Origin of the sequence: Kitasatospora sp. NPDC101157 (assembly GCF_044768255.1) — a bacterium.
In the GTDB taxonomy this organism is placed as follows: Bacteria; Actinomycetota; Actinomycetes; order Streptomycetales; family Streptomycetaceae; genus Kitasatospora.
In genome coordinates, this window is sequence record NZ_JBIWPL010000027.1 from 64,645 (window position 1) to 79,854 (window position 15,210).

At 73.3% G+C, this 15,210-nt stretch carries 13 protein-coding genes; 1 reads left to right on the forward strand and 12 read right to left on the reverse strand.

The features are described from left to right. Positions 1–143: 143 nt before the first annotated feature. Positions 144–779: a TetR-like C-terminal domain-containing protein gene (locus ACIRVF_RS35425; RefSeq protein ID WP_402827435.1), complete on the reverse strand. Its 636-nt coding sequence runs from the start codon at positions 777–779 to the stop codon at positions 144–146. Positions 780–1,274: 495 nt separating this feature from the next. On the opposite strand from ACIRVF_RS35425, the gene ACIRVF_RS35430 reads away from it, so the two are divergent. Then, positions 1,275–2,726, forward strand: a complete 1,452-nt coding sequence (locus ACIRVF_RS35430; RefSeq protein ID WP_402827571.1) for an MFS transporter — start codon at positions 1,275–1,277, stop codon at positions 2,724–2,726. Positions 2,727–2,884: 158 nt separating this feature from the next. Here ACIRVF_RS35430 and ACIRVF_RS35435 read toward each other — a convergent pair whose 3' ends face one another. The 11 genes from ACIRVF_RS35435 to ACIRVF_RS35485 all read right to left on the reverse strand — a co-directional run bounded on the left by ACIRVF_RS35435 (position 2,885) and on the right by ACIRVF_RS35485 (position 15,150). Beyond that, positions 2,885–4,567, reverse strand: a complete 1,683-nt coding sequence (locus tag ACIRVF_RS35435; protein ID WP_402827438.1) for a DUF4153 domain-containing protein — start codon at positions 4,565–4,567, stop codon at positions 2,885–2,887. A 268-nt stretch (positions 4,568–4,835) separates the two neighbouring features. Further along, on the reverse strand, positions 4,836–5,870 hold the full coding sequence (locus ACIRVF_RS35440; RefSeq protein WP_402827441.1) for a carbohydrate ABC transporter permease: 1,035 nt from the start codon (positions 5,868–5,870) through the stop codon (positions 4,836–4,838). Beyond that, positions 5,867–6,889: a carbohydrate ABC transporter permease gene (locus ACIRVF_RS35445; RefSeq protein WP_402827444.1), complete on the reverse strand. Its 1,023-nt coding sequence runs from the start codon at positions 6,887–6,889 to the stop codon at positions 5,867–5,869. The genes ACIRVF_RS35440 and ACIRVF_RS35445 overlap by 4 nt, the downstream gene beginning before the upstream one ends. A 135-nt stretch (positions 6,890–7,024) precedes the next feature. Then, entirely contained in the window at positions 7,025–8,410 is a 1,386-nt protein-coding gene (locus tag ACIRVF_RS35450) for an ABC transporter substrate-binding protein (RefSeq protein ID WP_402827446.1), read from the reverse strand. 289 nt (positions 8,411–8,699) lie between these two features. Continuing rightward, positions 8,700–9,914: a cytochrome P450 gene (locus tag ACIRVF_RS35455; protein WP_402827449.1), complete on the reverse strand. Its 1,215-nt coding sequence runs from the start codon at positions 9,912–9,914 to the stop codon at positions 8,700–8,702. A 60-nt stretch (positions 9,915–9,974) separates the two neighbouring features. Continuing rightward, a complete protein-coding gene (locus tag ACIRVF_RS35460) occupies positions 9,975–11,213 on the reverse strand; it encodes a cytochrome P450 (protein ID WP_402827451.1) in 1,239 nt (412 codons plus the stop codon). Further along, complete coding sequence (locus ACIRVF_RS35465; protein ID WP_402827454.1) at positions 11,210–11,839, reverse strand: GTP-binding protein; 630 nt, start codon at positions 11,837–11,839, stop codon at positions 11,210–11,212. Before ACIRVF_RS35465 ends, ACIRVF_RS35460 begins: the two co-directional genes overlap by 4 nt. Beyond that, positions 11,820–12,188, reverse strand: a complete 369-nt coding sequence (locus ACIRVF_RS35470) for a DUF742 domain-containing protein (RefSeq protein WP_402827457.1) — start codon at positions 12,186–12,188, stop codon at positions 11,820–11,822. Before ACIRVF_RS35470 ends, ACIRVF_RS35465 begins: the two co-directional genes overlap by 20 nt. After that, entirely contained in the window at positions 12,185–12,625 is a 441-nt protein-coding gene (locus ACIRVF_RS35475) for a roadblock/LC7 domain-containing protein (protein WP_402827460.1), read from the reverse strand. The genes ACIRVF_RS35470 and ACIRVF_RS35475 overlap by 4 nt, the downstream gene beginning before the upstream one ends. Then, the gene (locus ACIRVF_RS35480; protein ID WP_402827463.1) at positions 12,625–14,391 is read right to left on the reverse strand and encodes a sensor histidine kinase; all 1,767 of its coding nucleotides are present in this window, start codon (positions 14,389–14,391) and stop codon (positions 12,625–12,627) included. The genes ACIRVF_RS35475 and ACIRVF_RS35480 overlap by 1 nt, the downstream gene beginning before the upstream one ends. A 228-nt stretch (positions 14,392–14,619) precedes the next feature. Continuing rightward, positions 14,620–15,150, reverse strand: a complete 531-nt coding sequence (locus ACIRVF_RS35485; protein ID WP_402827466.1) for a Clp protease N-terminal domain-containing protein — start codon at positions 15,148–15,150, stop codon at positions 14,620–14,622. Positions 15,151–15,210 lie beyond the last annotated feature (60 nt).

Here is a 15,210-nt window from a genome sequence, read left to right on the forward strand (position 1 = left end):
CCTCCCGGACGCCGCCCACCCCACCCCCTGCCCACCCAGCCCACCGCCCGTCTGCCGCCCGTCTGCCGCCCGTCTGCCGGCCGGGACGGCCGCCCCCACCTCCCGCCCGGGAGGACCACCCAGGTGCGCCCGCCGGAGCCCGGCTACGGCTGCCGGACCATCGGGACCAGCACGTCGTCCACCAGCCGGACCGCGAAGTCGGGGGCCAGCCCCCCGTCGAAGACCTTGACCTGGAACATCAGCATCGCCGGGACGATGTCGGCGACCAGCGGGGAGACCGCGTCGGGCCGGACCTCCCCGCGTGCGACGCCACGACGGAGGATGTCCAGGATGGTGTCCTTGGTCGGCCCGATCACCCGCTGCACGATGAAGTCCTTGAACACCGCGGCCTGTTGCTGGGACAGCTCGGCCATCAGTGCGTGCAGGGCGGCGCCCGAGCGGGAACCGATCGCGTCCGTGAACAGCTCGATGAGCTGCAGCAATTCGGCACGGGCGGACCCGAGATCGGGGACCCCGTGAGGGCGTGGCAGAGTGGAGTCCAGGGCGTCGATGACGAGTTCGACCTTGGACGCCCAGCGCCGGTAGAGCGCGGCCTTCCCGGTTCGCGCCGCAGCGGCGACGCCTTCCATCGTCAGTCGCGCGTAACCGCCGGAGGTGAGCTGGTCGAGCGCGGCTTCGAAGATCGCGTTCTCCAACTCCTTCCCCCGACGCCGCACCGGTCGCGCCAGCACCTCCCGGGCGGCCCGCATCGAACAACAGCGCCCGGATTCCGCCGGCACGCCGGAATCCGCGGGCACTGCGGACTCCAAGGACTCCAACGCCACGCCGGCATCCGCAGGCGCGGCGGACGCCGCCGGCACCCCGTACGACCCCGGCGCCCCGGACACCCCCGGCCCCACCCGCACCGGGATCGGCGGACCCGTCTCCTCCGCCGGTCGGGCGGCCGCCCGACCGGACGCCCGGTCCGCCGTCAGGCGCCGCACCAACCGATCCATCGCCTACCTCCGTAAGGAACGCTTGCGTTCACTATTCACGCCAGGATATCGTCCAGATTAGTGAACGGCACCGTTCCTTCCTAGGTCGCGCCACCGCGCAACAGCATGTTCGCGCCAGCAGATCCGCGGCAGACCCAAGCACCCAAGCACCCAAGCACGTAGCCAGCAGGGGGCACATTCGTGGCTATCTCCGACACACTCAGCAAGAACGCGCCACCGAAGGGCGGCCAGAGCCGGGGGAAGGGCATCACCCTGGCCGTCATCGCGGCCACCCAGCTCATGGTGGTGCTCGACGCGACCATCGTGAACATCGCGCTGCCGCACATCAAGGACGCGCTGAACTTCTCCACCACCGACCTGTCGTGGGTGATCAACGCCTACACGCTGACCTTCGGCGGCCTGCTGCTGCTCGGCGGTCGGGCGGGCGACATCCTCGGCCGCCGCCGGGTGTTCATCTTCGGCACCCTGCTGTTCGGCCTGGCCTCGCTGCTGGGCGGTTTCGCCCAGGACAGCACCCTGCTGCTGGCCGCCCGCGCGCTCCAGGGCATCGGCGGCGCGATCTGTTCGCCGACCGCCTTCGCGCTGATCGCCACCAACTTCGACGAGGGGCCGGAACGCAACAAGGCGTTCGGCGTCTTCTCGGCGGTGGCCGGTTCCGGAGCCGCGATCGGCCTGCTGGCCGGCGGTCTGCTCACCGAGTACCTCGACTGGCGCTGGGTGTTCTTCGTCAACGTGCCGATCGCCGTCCTGATCGCGATCGCCGCGCCGCGCTACATCACCGAGTCCGAGCGCCACCCGGGCCGGTTCGACATCCCCGGCGCGCTCACCTCGACGCTCGGCCTGGTCGGCCTGGTCTACGGCTTCATCCGAGCCGCCTCGGACGGCTGGTCGGACGGTCTGACCCTCGGCTCCTTCGCCGCCGGCGCGATCCTGCTGGCCGCGTTCTTCGTGATCGAGCGGCGCACCGACCAGCCGATCACCCCGCTGCACCTGTTCGCCGACCGCAACCGCACCGGCGGCCTGGTGATGATGCTCTGCCTGGCCGCGGCCATGTTCGGCATCTTCTTCTACGTCGTCCTGTTCGTGCAGGGGCCGCTCGGGTACAGCCCGCTCAAGGCGGGCGTCTCGTTCCTGCCGATCAGCGTCTCGATCATCATCGCCGCGCAGGTCGCGTCGAGCCTGCAGGCCAAGTACGGCCCGAAGCCGTTCATGGCGGGCGGCGCGCTGCTGGTCACCGTCGGCCTCACCTGGCTGACCCAGATCCACAAGGACAGCGGCTACCTGGACGGCGTGCTCGCCCCCACCGTGATCTTCGGCTTCGGCATGGGCCTGATCTTCGTCCCGGTGATGCTGCTCTCCGTGGCGGGCGTGCCGGGCGAGGAGACCGGCGCCGCCTCCGGCCTGCTCAACTCGATGCAGCAGATCGGTGGTTCGCTCGGTCTCTCGATCCTGACCACGGTCTTCGCGCACTACGCCGTGCCCGAGTTCAAGGCGCAGCTGCCGAAGTTCCTGCAGACGGCCTCGCCGGACCAGTTGGCCTACTTCCACGACAAGAGCGACTTCCCGCCGGGTTCCGACGCCGCCAACACCGTGCTCGCCCAGGGCATTTCGCACGGCTTCATCGTCGGCGCGGCGCTCGCCGGGGTCGCGCTGCTGGTCGCGCTGTTCGCCGTCAAGGCGAAGCCCGGCGACCTGCCGAGCGGCGACACCGCCGGCGTCGCGATGCACTGACCAGCCCCTGAACCACCGCGAGGACCGCTGCGGGAACCGCGGGGGGAACCACCGCGGGAACCACCGCAGGAGCCACCACCACGGGCCGGCCGGGAGCAACCCACTCCCGGCCGGCCCGGCCGCTTCCCCCTTCGCCCCGCCCCCGACCGGTGCTACCGCTACCAGCGGTCCTCGGACACCAGCCCGGCCCACTCGCAGGCACCGCGCCCCCGCACCGGCCCCTCCACCAGCGGGTGGTCGGCCAGGACCCCCCGGGCCCGCAGGACCGAACTCCCGGCCGCGTACCAGGGCCGGACGTCGCGGTCCAGGTCGACCCGGATCAGCTGCAGCGAGCAGCTCCGCTGCGGCTCGGGCAGCCGGTCGAGGGCGGGCACCGCGTCCGCCGACAGTTCACGGACGTTGCGCAGATCGATCTGCTGCGAACGCTCGTACCGTGCCACGTTCTGCTCCGCGACGATCGCGTCCGGTCCCATCAGGCCGTACACCGCGACGGTGAGCATGCCGCTGAGGACGACGGCGCGCGGCAGCCAGCCCGTACGGCGGGTCAGCCCGGCGGTGATCAGCAGCAGGAAGACGACGCCCAGCCAGATCTCGACCACCAGCACCCACAGTCGCAGCCGGGTGAGCCCGGAGGCGTCCACGTAGAACCACATCCGGCCGAGCGCCGAGGCGACCACCGCCAGCGCGAGCAGGCAGAGCAGCCCGAGCAGGATCCGCGCCAGCCGGCGGTCGGCCGGGGTGGTGCGCGGGGCCCAGCGCTTGGCGACGGCCACCACGACCAGGGTCAGCACGGTGATCACGCTCAGCTGCCAGAAGCCCTGCCGGGCGTACGCGGAGCGGCTCATGCCGGTGCTGCTCAGCACGGCGTCGGCGCCGCCCAGCACCACCACGGCCTGGATCACGGCGAAGGCGCCGAACATCAGGTTGAGCGCGACCAGGGGCAGCGCCCATTCCAGCCGTCGGCGCTCCCGCCCCGGGCGCACCGCCAGCCGGTCCCAGCGGCGCGGGCCGGCCCCGATGTGGGCGAAGCCCAGCGCGGTGAGCGTCCCGATCGCGAACAGCAGCCCGCGCAGGGGAAGTTGCCGGACGTCGACAGTGGGACTCAGCTCGGTCAGCAGGTCGGCCATGGCGGGGTCGGCACTCGCGAACAGCAGGCCGAAGACGACCAGCAGCGCGACGGCGACCGCGAGCGCCTTGAGCACCGGGACGATCCGGCCGCGGCCGGGCAGCGCGCGACCCTCCATGGCGTCCCAGACCCAGCCCACGCCCGACACGGACTGCCAGAGCACGGCCGGCAGCGCGAGCAGCACCCCCGACCAGCGGCGACCGCCGTGCAGGGCGAGCGAGGCCAGGCCCAACGCACAGCCGGAGGCCAGCAGCCCGGGCCAGCCCGCGTCCCAGCAGGCCGGGACGGCGAGCAGGGCGAGGGCCAGCAGGCTCCAGACAGCCGTCCAGGGCCGGATCCGGCGACCGGCCGCGTGGGCGACGGCACCGGCGACGGCGGCCGTGGCGGCGCCGCAGATCAGCAGGTTGGCACCCACCCCGTCGTACAGCAGCCAGGCCGCCAGCAGGCCGGTGAGCAGGGCGAACAGGAGGACCCGCGGCGTGGCCGCCGCCCGCCGGTCGGGGTCGGTGCCGTGAAGCCGTGCCGCGAGCGTCGGCCCCCCGGACGCCTGCGGCCGGTCGTACGGCCGATGCGGCCCGTGCGACCCGTGCGGGTCCGCCGACGCGTACGGCGCATACGGGTCCGCGGACGCATAGGGCGCGTACGGGTCCCCCGACCCCCGGGGGTCGGACGTGGGCTGCGGATCGGCCGGGGCAGGCGTGGACGGGCCTGTCATGGGTCCCCCTCGGTGGTCGGCGGGCATGCGGAAGCCACCCTCCGGGCGGTCCGGCGGCGGGCGCGTCAACGCCTTCGCCGCAGCCGACCGTAGACCATTCTGAACAAGTTCAAAAGTCTCTTCTGAACGTGTTCAGAATCTCCCTGACCAGGGCTCTCCCTCCCCACGACCGCCCTGCGACCGTCCAGCGCCCACCCTGCGACCGCCAGGGTGCCCGCCTAGCGACCGTCTGGCGCGCGCCCGGGTGCCCGCGCGGCGACCGCCCCGGCTACCCCTTCACCGAGCCGGCCAGCAGCCCCCGGACGAAGTACCGCTGCAGGCTGAAGAAGACGATCAGCGGCACGATGATCGACAGGAACGCCCCGGCCGTGAGCAGCTCCCAGCGCCCGCCGAGCGAGCCGGACAGCTGCGCCAGCCGGACCGTCATCGGCGCCACCTCCGGCGTGCCGCCCGCGAAGGTCAGGGCGACCAGCAGGTCGTTCCAGACCCACAGGAACTGGAAGATCGCGAACGAGGCCAGGGCCGGCGCACACAGCGGCAGCACGATCGACCGGAAGATCTTGAAGTGCGAGGCGCCGTCCACCACCGCCGCCTCCATCAGGTCGCGGGGCAGCTGGGCGATGAAGTTGTGCAGCAGGAACACCGCCAGCGGCATCGCGAACATGGTGTGCGCCAGCCATACCGGTGCGTAGCTCCCCTTCAGGTCCACCGCAGGGATCAGCGTCAGCGAGCCCAGGTGGGCGCCGCTGGAGAACAGCCGCAGCAACGGGATCAGCGCCATCTGGAGCGGCACCACCTGGAGGGCGAACACCGTGAAGAACACCGCGTCGCTCCCCCTGAAGCGCACCCAGGCCAGCGCGTACGCCGCCATCGCCGCCAGCACCAGCGGGAAGAAGGTGGCCGGGATGCTGATCGCCAGTGAGTTCACCAGGAAGGGCATCAGCCCGGTGGAGCCGCCGGAGCCGCCCTCGAACAGCACCGCGTGGTAGTTGCCGAGGCCGAAGTCCGGATGGATCAGGGCGTTCCACCAGCCGTCGGTGGTCACGTCCTGCTTGGGGCGCAGTGAGGTCACCAGCAACCCGAGGGTCGGGACCGTCCAGAGCACCGTCATCGCGATCACGAACGCCGAGGCCAGCGGGCTGCTGAAGGACTTCCGCACCGGGTTCCGGTGGCGGGCGGCGCCACCACCACCCACCGGGCCCCGGACCCCCACCGCGCGCCGGACCCCCACCGAGCGCCGGACACCCACCGAGCCCCGGTCGCCCACCGCGCTCCCGTCACCCACCGCTTCTCGACCGCTCACCGCACCTCACGCTCCCTCCGCAGCTGGACGATGTTGTAGGCCACCAGCGGCAGCACCGCGAGGAACAGCAGCACCGCGAGGGCGCCGCCCCGCCCGTCGTCGAACTGCACGAAGGACTGCGAGTACATCTCGTTGGCCAGCACCTGGGTGCCGAAGTTGCCGCCGGTCATGGTGCGGACGATGTCGAAGGCCTTGAGCGTGATGATCATGACGGTGGTCAGCACGACCATCACCGTGGTGCGGATCATCGGCACGGTGACGTGCCAGAACAGCCGCACCCCGGTGGCGCCGTCCAGCCGGGCCGCCTCCACCACCTCGTCCGGGATCGCCTTGATCGCCGCCGACAGCACCACCATCGCGAACCCGGTCTGCACCCAGACCATGACGGCCATCAGCAGGAAGGTGTTCAGCGGTTGGGTGAGCAGCCAGTTCGGCGGGTCCGACCAGCCCACCGCGTGGGCGAGTTGGCTCAGCAGACCGATCTGCGGCTGGTCCTCCCCGCGGGCCTCGTAGACGAACTTGAAGATGATCGAGGCGCCGACCAGCGAGATCGCCATCGGCATGAAGATCAGCGACTTGTAGGCGGCCTGGCCGCGCATCCGGTCCACCAGCAGGGCCAGCACCAGGCCGAGGCCGGTCGCCACCAGGGGGGCGACCACCAGCCACAGCAGCGTGTTGACCAGCACCTTCTGCACCGAGTCGGTGGTGAACGCCCAGCCGAAGTTCTCGCCGCCGACGAACTTGCCGCCGTCCGCGTCGTGCAGGCTCAGGTACACGGTGCGGATCAGCGGAGCCACCAGGCCGACCACCAGCAACAGCACCGCCGGTCCGAGGAAGACCAGCACGGCCAGGGGGCGGGCCAGGCGGCCGCGGGCTCGGCCGGCCGCCAGGAAGACCACCAGCAGGATGCCGAGGAAGCCCGCGATCGCGCCGATGCTGTTGCCGAACTTGACCGCCGCGTCACCCCAGGCGCCGACGGCCAGGGGGCCGGCGGCCGGCGGTGAGCCGGATACGGACATGGCTGCACGTCCCTTCGGGTCCGGTGGGAAGGGGACGGGCGGTGCGGGTGGGTGGTCCCGCACCGCCCTCGACAGGTGGTTCCGCTGTGCGCACTCCGGCCCGACGGCGAACACCCGCCCCGAGGCCGGGCCGGGCTACTTCGGCCAGGCGGCGTCGATGTCGCCCGCGACCTTCTGGACCGACTGCCCCTCCGCGAACCAGGCGGTCAGCGACTTCCACTCCTGCCCGGAGCCGACGGCCGCCGGCATCATGTCGGAGGCGTCGAAGCGGAAGGTCGCGCTCGGGTCGGTCAGCGCCTCCGCCGAGAGCTTGTCGATCGGATCGGTGTACAGGCTCTTGTCCACGCCCTGGTTGGCCGAGACCCAGCCGCTCGCGGTCTTCACCCGGCTGCTCGCCCAGTCCGAGCTGGACAGGTAGTTCTGCACCGCCTGCACCTCGGGCTTGCTGGAGAACGCGGCCAGGAACTCGCCGCCGCCCTCGACCGGGTTGGCGATCGCCGGGTTGACCGCGGGCAGGTGGAAGGCGAAGACGTCGCCGTCCGGGGCGACCTTGGTGCCCTTGGGCCACTGCGCCTCGTAGAAGGAGGCCTGCTGGAGCATCGCGCACTTCCCGGTGAGGATCGGCGCGCCCGCGTCCTGGAACGTGGTGGTGGCGATCGACTTGACGTCGCCGTAACCGCCGTTCACCCAGGCCGGGTTGAGCATCCAGTCGGCGACGGTCTGCATCGCCGTGGTGATCTTCTGGTCGGAGAACTTCACCTGGTGGCCGACCCACTGGTCGTAGACGTCGCCGCCGTACGTGCCCAGCACCACCTCCTCCAGCCAGTCGGTGGCCGGCCAACCGGTGGCGGTGCCGGAGGCGATGCCGCCGCACCAGGGCTTGGGGCCGCCCGCCTTGGCGATCCGGTCGCTGAGCGCCATCAGGTCCGCCCAGGTCTTGGGCACCTGGTAGCCGGCCCCCGCGAAGGCCTTCGGCGAGTACCAGACCAGCGACTTCATGTTGGCGCTCATCGGGGCCGCGTAGAAGGTGCCGTCGACGGATCCGTAGGTCTTCCAGACCGGGCTCCACTTGTCCTGGTTGGCGACGGTCTGGGCGGGCGGCTTGACCACCTTGCCGCTCTTGACCATCTGGGCCAGCAGGCCAGGCTGCGGGATGATCGCGAAGTCCGGGGCGTTGCCGCCGGCCACCCGGACCGGCAGCTGGGACTCGAAGTCGTTGGACCCCTCGTAGCTGATCTTGATCCCGGTGCACTTGCCGAACTCGGCCCAGGACTTCTCCAGGTTGTCCGACTCCGGGCTGAGGATGGAGGCGAACATCGTCACGGTGGTGCCCGAATGCCCGGCGTAGGGCTGGTACTTGGCACAGTCACCGGTCAGCGTCTGGGCGGCTCCACCGCCGCCACCCGAACCGCCGGAGCTGTTCGAGCAGGCCGCGGTCAGGGCCAGTGCCGCCAGCAGGGCGGGTGCGGCAACGAGTCGGCGGCGGGAACTCGGAGCCGGCGCGGTCGGGTTGAGGGTCAATGCGGTCCTCCTCGCCAGGGCGTGCTGCCTGGGGTGGGCTGAACGACATTGCGCTGTACCGGAGATGGGCGGGCAGGGGTCGCCGGGAGAGTCGGTCGGCCGAACCGATTGGACGACGTTAACGCAGCCGTCGGCCGCCGCCAAGGTCCATGGTCGACCTTCACCCACCGGTGCCCCCACCACGGCCCCCGAAACCCGGCGGCCGGCGCAACGACCGCGGGGACGACCGGAGGGACCGAACGCCGAAGCCCCGCCCGGAACCGGACGGGGCTTCGCCGCTGACCTGTCGTCACCAGAGCCGGACGGGCAGCTCCAGCAGGCTGTTCACCACCAGCGACGGACTCGGTCGCAGCTCGCCGTCCGGCACGGCCAGCGAGATCCCGGGGAAGCGCTCGAAGAGTGCCGGCAGCGCGACCCCCGCCTCCAGCCGGGCCAGCGGCGAGCCCGGGCAGACGTGCGGACCGTGCCCGAACGACAGGTGCCGGGCCGGGTCCCGGGTGATGTCGAACAGTTCCGCCGCCACCCCGTGCTGCAGCGGGTCCCGACCGATCGCGTTGTACGAGACCAGCACCGGCTCGCCCGCCGGGATCACCAGCTCGCCGACCTCGATGTCCTCGGCCGCGAAGCGGAACAGGAAGTTGCTGGTCGGCGGCGTCCAGCGGAGCGACTCCTCGACCACCGCGTCCCAGGACACCCGGCCCGAACGCACCAGCTCCAGCTGGTCCGGGTGCGCCAGCAGCGCCCGTACGGCGTTGCCGATCAGGTTGACCGTCGTCTCGTGCCCTGCCGCGATGATCACCCGCAGGGTGGCCGCCGCCTCCGCGTCGGTGAGCGCCCCGCCCTCGGCTTCCGCCGCCAGCAGCACGCTCGCCAGGTCGTCGCCCGGCACCGAACGGCGCTGCGCCACCAGGCCGTTGACGAAGGCGTTCAGCCCGGCGACGGTCGCCTGGATGCCCTCCGGGTCGGGCTTGATGCCGAAGAACCGCTCGTACAGGTCACGCAGCAGGTCGTGGTCCGACGCCGGGACGCCCAGCAGCGAGCAGATCACCGTCATCGGCAACGGGAAGGCGAAGGCGGTCTTGAGGTCGACCACCGGATCCCCGGCCGCCAGGGCGTCCAGCAGCCCGTGGGTGATCTCCTCCACCCGCGGCCGCATCAGCTCGACCCGGCGCGGGGTGAAGGCCTGGGCGACCAGCGCCCGCAGCCGACGGTGCTCGGCGCCGTCCGTGGTCACCATGCTCGGGCCCGGCACCGCCAGGCCGATCAGCGGCCAGGTCTTCGGCACCTCGCCGCGCTGGTAGGCCGCCCAGTGCCGGGCGTCCTTCACCAGCCGGGCGTCGGTGAGCAGGTCGCGCGCGGCCGCGTGCTGCGTCACCGCCCAGGCGGCGACCCCACCGGGCAGCACCACCGGCACCGCCGGGCCGGCGGCCCGCAGCAGGGCACCCTCGGCGGCGTTGTCACGGGCCAGCGGGTCGAGGGCGATCGGGGCCGGGGCAGCGGTCATCGGCGGCAACTCTCCTTCGCGTACGGGGACATGGGGTCGACTCGGGCGTGGGCCCGGTGGTCAGTAGCCCGGGGTGAACGAGACGGGCAGCGCGACCAGCCCGCGCACCCAGGCCGAGGGCCGCCACACCAGGGCGTGCTCGGCCACCGCCAGCCGCAGGTCCGGCAGCCGGTCCAACAGGACCTCGATCGCGGTGGTGGCGATCACCTCGGCCGCCTCCTGCGCCGGGAACGGGCAGCCGTGCTCGCCGTACGAGTAGCTCATGTGCGCCCGGTTGCCCTCGGCCGGACGGCCGTCGGGCCGGCGTACCGACGGGTCCGCGTTGGCCCCGGCGAAGCCGAGCAGCAGCATGTCCCCCTCGCCGATCCGCTGGCCGCCGAGCTGGGTGTCCCGCACCGCCCAGCGACCGGCGAAGATCTGGACCGGCGTGTCCTCCCAGAGCGCCTCGTTGAGCGCCTGGCTGATGCTGCGCCGTCCGCCCGCCAGCGATGCGGCGAAGCGCTCGTCGGTGAGCATCAGCCGAAGCGCGTTGGAGATCCAGTACGAGCTCGGCTGGTGGCCGGAGATCAGCAGCACCCGCAGGTCGCGCATCACCTCGTCGTGGGTCAGCCCGGCATCGTGCTCCAGCATCCGCGAGGTCACGTCGGCGCCCGGGTGCTCGGCCTTCTCCTCGACCAGCGCGAGCATCAGCTCCAGCAGCCGCTGGGCACCGGCCGGGGCGTCCGCGCCGCCGTCCAGCATCGCCAGCAGCGCCGCGATCAGCTGCGGCGCCTGCTCCTCGTCCAGGCCGAGGACCCGGCACAGCACCAGCAACGGCATCCGGTGCGCGTACTCGGCGACCAGGTCGGCCTCGCCGCGCCCGGCGAACTCGTCGATCAGCCGGTCGGCGATCTCCTCGGAGTGCTTGCGCAGCTCGTACGGGTCGATCCCGGCCAGCGCGTCGGTGACGGCCCGGGACCGGCGGACGTGCTCCTCGCCCTCGGCGTAGAGGACCGACGGCACCGGGGCCATCATCGGCTTCAGCGGCCAGTCGGCCGGCAGGGTGTCCCAGGCGTGCCAACGGCTGGAGTCCCGGCCGAACAGCTGCGGCTGGCCGGTGACCTGCTGCAGTTCCCGGTAGCCGATGACCAGCCAGGCGGGCACACCGCCGGCCAGCTCGACCGGGGCGACCGGCCCGTGGGCGGCGCGCAGCTCGCGGTAGAGCTGGGCCGGGTCGGTCTGGAAGCGCGGCCCGTACAGCGGCGTGGCGCCGGCGTGCGCCGGGCAGCCCGGGGGCGGGGTGACGGCGGGCTCGGTCACGGGGTGCTCTCCTCGTACGTCAACGGGGTCTCGGCCCCGGCCAGGGCGGCCAGGTGCTGGACCAGTTCGATCAGCACCCGCTTGCCGGACTCGCGGTCGCGGGCGTCGCAGTCCACCAGCGGGACCTCGGGCGGCAGGTCCAGGGCCTCGCGGACCTGCTCCAGGGTGTGGCCGGGCTCGCCGAAGTTGTTGCGGGCGACGATGAACGGGGTGCCGTGGTGCTCCAGCCGGTCGATCGCGTACCAGGAGTCCTCCAGCCGCCGGGTGTCCACCAGGACGACCGCTCCCAGGGCACCGCTGAACAGCCGGTCCCAGAGGAACCAGAAGCGTTCCTGCCCGGGCGCGCCGAACAGGTACAGCACCTGCCGCTCGGACAGGGTGATCCGGCCGAAGTCGAAGGCGACCGTGGTGGAGCGCTTGCCCCAGCTGCCGGCCGGGTCGATGCCCTCCCCCGCCCGGGTCATCACCTCCTCGGTGTTCAGCGGGCGGATCTCGCTGACCGAGCCGACCAGGGTGGTCTTGCCCACCCCGAAGCCGCCGACCACGACGATCTTCAGCGCGTTGTCGGCGGTCGCCCGCAGCGGGGTGCGCCCCACCGGCGGGTCGTCAGAGCCGTTGGAGGCCATGCAGCACCTGCTTCAGCGTGTCGAGATCGGGCAGCCGGGCCTTGTTCGGCGCGAACCTGGGGTGGCGGGCGGTGACCGCCCCGGACTCCAGCAGGTCGCCGAGCAGGATCTTCACCACCGAGACGGGCAGCGACAGCTCCGCCGCCACCTCCACGACGGCGGTCGGGGCCTCGCACATCCGCAGGATCCGGGCGTGCTCCGACTGCATCCCCGGCGCCGGCTGCCGCTCGGCGACGATCAGGGTGACCAGGTCGAAGGCGTTCTCCGGGGCGCGGCTGCGGCCCCCGGTGATGGTGTAGAGGCGGTCCGGGTCGTCGTCCCGGCCCGGCAGCACCGGCCCGCCGGTCATATCCCGGCGCTCTCTTGCGCGGCGGCCTCGCCGGGGTCCGAGCCCCGGGCGGGCGCGCTGAGGTGGATGCCGATCTGCTCGATCAGGCCGTGCATGTTGTGGCCGACCACGCCCACGTCCGCGTCGTCGTCCGTGACCACCGCGAGGTGGGCGCCCTCACCGGCCGCCACGATGCACAGGATGCCGCCGTGGAACTCGGTCATCGACTGCCGCACACCGCCGCTGCCGTCGCCGAACTCGATCGAGGCGCCGTGCGCCAGGCTCTGCAGACCGGAGGCGATCGCGGACAGCTGGTCGGCCTGGTCGGCGCTCAGCCCGGCGGTGTGGCAGAGCTTGAGGCCGTCGGCGGAGAGAACCAGGGCGTGCCGGGTGCCGGGGGTTGCCGCCAGCAGGTTTTCCAACAGCCAGTCGAGGTCGCGGTCGGGGGCGCTGCTCATCAGGTGTCCTTCTCGGTGACGGGGGAAGCGTCGGGCGTGGTGTCGGTGTCCGCGGTCGGCGTCGGCCCGGAGGCGGGCAGCGCCGGCTGGGCGGCCCGGCGGAAGGCGCCGAACCGGGCGGCGGCGCGCGCCGCGTCGGTCCGTACGGGCTCGGGGACCGGGGCCGCGGCGGAGGTGGTGGTCGTGGCCAGGGTCTGCCCGCGGCGGCGCTGCGGCAGGCCGCTGTCGGTCATCCGGGCGGGCGCGGCCGGGGTCCGGGCGGGGACGGCGGGTGCCGGGACGGCCGTGCCGGCCGGTACGGCGGCCGGCACCGGAGCCGGTCCGGCGCCGGGCGCGCTGGGAGCGGGCGGCAGTGAGGCGGGCGCCGGCCGGGCGGGGGTGAGCGCGGGGCGCACGGCCTCCGCCGCGGGCGCGGGCGCGGGCGCCGTGGCGGGAGCTGCGGCGGACGCCGGAGAGACGTGGGTGACCAGCTGCTGCGGGATCAGCATCACCACTCCGGTACCACCGCGCGCGGACGGCCGGAAGGAGATCTGCAATCCGTGCTTACGCGCCAGCACGCCGACCACCGCGAGGCCCAGCCGGGTACCCGCGGAGAGCGTGGCGAGGTCCAGCGGCTCGGTGGAGACGGCGCGTTCGGCCCGGCGCAGCCAACTGTCGCCGAGGCCCAGCCCGCTGTCCTCGACGGTGACCGCCAGACCGGCCGGCACCTCCTCGACGTAGACGTGCACCTCGGACGGCGGAGCGGAGAAGTTGGTGGCGTTGTCGAGCAGCTCGGCCAGCGCGTGCATCACGCCCTCGGCCGCGAAGCCGGCGACCGCGGCGGTGCTGGCGTTGTGCAGCCGCACCCGCTGGTAGGCGCCGATCCGGCCGAGCGCGCCGCGCAGCACCGACTCCACCGCGATCGGCTTGGCCCAGCGGCGGCCCGAGCGGGCGCCGGTGAGCACCGCGATGCTGTCCGCCATCCGGCCCGCCTGGGCGGTCGAGTGGTCCAGCCGCAGCAGGTCGCCGAGGACCTCCTCGTCGTGCCGGTGCTGCATCTCGCGCAGTTCCGCGTGCATGCTCGTGGCCAGGGCCTGGACCCGGCCGGCGGCGGTCGCGCAGACCGCCAGCGCGGCGGCCCGCAGCCGCTCGCCCCGGCCGATCTCCTCGCCGACGGCGCGCAGCAGCGCGTACTGGGGGTGCTTGCGGTGGGCGGCCAGGGCGCTGTCCACGGCCGCGCCCCCGCGCAGCTTCTTCACCACCTCGGGCAGCACGACCTCGGGGATCCGCTCCAGCTCGGCCCGCTCGGCGGCGGTCCGTTCCCGCTCCGCCTCCGCCTCGGCCCGCTCGGTGTCCAGCCGGATCCGCAGCCCGGCCAGCTCGGCGTGAGCGGCGGCGACGTCCGCCTCGGCGCGGGCCTGCTCGGCCCGGGCGGCGTCCCGTTCGGTGAGCGCGGCGGCGGCCCGGTCCCGGGCGGCCGTCTCGGCCTGCCGGGCGGCGCCGGCGGCGACCAGCGCGGCCCGGGTCTCCTCGTGCTGCGCGGCCAGTTCCTCGGCGAGCCGGCGGGAGCGCTCGGCGCCGGTCGCGGCGACGCCCACCGCGATCAGCCAGAGCACCGCCACGGCGGCCACGGCGACGGCGGTGAGCGGCTGGTGCGCGTCCAGGGCCCGGGCGACGCCGACCGGTGCGGCGACCAACGCCAGCAGGACGGCGGCCGCGGTCAGGGCGGCGGTGCGTGGCGCCGGCCGGCGGCGCGGCCGACCGTCGGGGCTGGTGGCTTCTCTCATCGGGGCGGTCCTCGGCAACGTCGGCGGGCGGCGGCGCGGGCGGCGGGTCGGCGACGGTTGCGGCCGCCGACAGCTGGTCGGGCGCATACCAGACCGCCCGGCGACGTCGCGAAACGTCGACGGGCGGCTGATCGGTTCACGCATTCGGCCGATCATATCGATTCAGACATTGGCCTCAACCCGCTAGTTGACGGCCAATCTCCTTCATTCCCGCCGAGCGGGGGTCGCTCAGGACAGTTTGGCCTCCACCGCCTGCCGCACGGCCGCCGGGTCCAGCCCGTGGTCGGTGACCATCCGCAGCCCGAGGCCGTCCTCCACCCGGAGCACCCCGAGCAGCAGGTGGCCGACCGCGATCTCCCCCGACTTCAGCCGCAGGGACTCGCGCAGCGACAGCTCCAGCGCCTTCTTCGCCCCGGGGCCGAACGGGCTGCGCGCCGGCTTCGACCCTCCGGACCGGAACCAGTTCCGCCGCCTGGGCTCCTCGTCCGCCGGCGAGTCCAGCGCGCCCTCCCCGAAGGCCGACTCCACGGCGGCCCGGACGGCGTCCAGGTCCACGCCGATGGAGGCCAGCACCTGGGCGTCGTCCCCCGGCCCGAGCAGCCGGACCACCGCGCGGTGCGCCGCCTCGTGGTCCAGGCCCATCCCGGCCAGGACCGCGGCCGCCGGGTCGTCCGGCCGGGCCAGGGCCGCCAGCAGCAGGTGCTCCGTCCCGACGTGGCCGTGCCGCAACCCCCTCGCCTCCTCCTGCGCGCCGACCACGACCCGCCGCGCCGCTTCGGTGAAACGGGCGGCGGGCGGCGGGGCTCAGCCGCGGGGCTC

What these genes read in the sequence shown, in the direction of transcription:
- ACIRVF_RS35445 (WP_402827444.1), bottom strand. Translation starts at nt 6,889, where the DNA reads ATGTCCGTATCCGGCTCACCGCCGGCCGCCGGCCCCCTGGCCGTCGGC.
- ACIRVF_RS35465 (WP_402827454.1), bottom strand. Translation starts at nt 11,839, where the DNA reads ATGGCCTCCAACGGCTCTGACGACCCGCCGGTGGGGCGCACCCCGCTG.
- ACIRVF_RS35470 (WP_402827457.1), bottom strand. Translation starts at nt 12,188, where the DNA reads ATGACCGGCGGGCCGGTGCTGCCGGGCCGGGACGACGACCCGGACCGC.
- ACIRVF_RS35435 (WP_402827438.1), bottom strand. Translation starts at nt 4,567, where the DNA reads ATGACAGGCCCGTCCACGCCTGCCCCGGCCGATCCGCAGCCCACGTCC.
- ACIRVF_RS35430 (WP_402827571.1), top strand. Translation starts at nt 1,275, where the DNA reads ATGGTGGTGCTCGACGCGACCATCGTGAACATCGCGCTGCCGCACATC.
- ACIRVF_RS35480 (WP_402827463.1), bottom strand. Translation starts at nt 14,391, where the DNA reads ATGAGAGAAGCCACCAGCCCCGACGGTCGGCCGCGCCGCCGGCCGGCG.
- ACIRVF_RS35455 (WP_402827449.1), bottom strand. Translation starts at nt 9,914, where the DNA reads ATGACCGCTGCCCCGGCCCCGATCGCCCTCGACCCGCTGGCCCGTGAC.
- ACIRVF_RS35475 (WP_402827460.1), bottom strand. Translation starts at nt 12,625, where the DNA reads ATGAGCAGCGCCCCCGACCGCGACCTCGACTGGCTGTTGGAAAACCTG.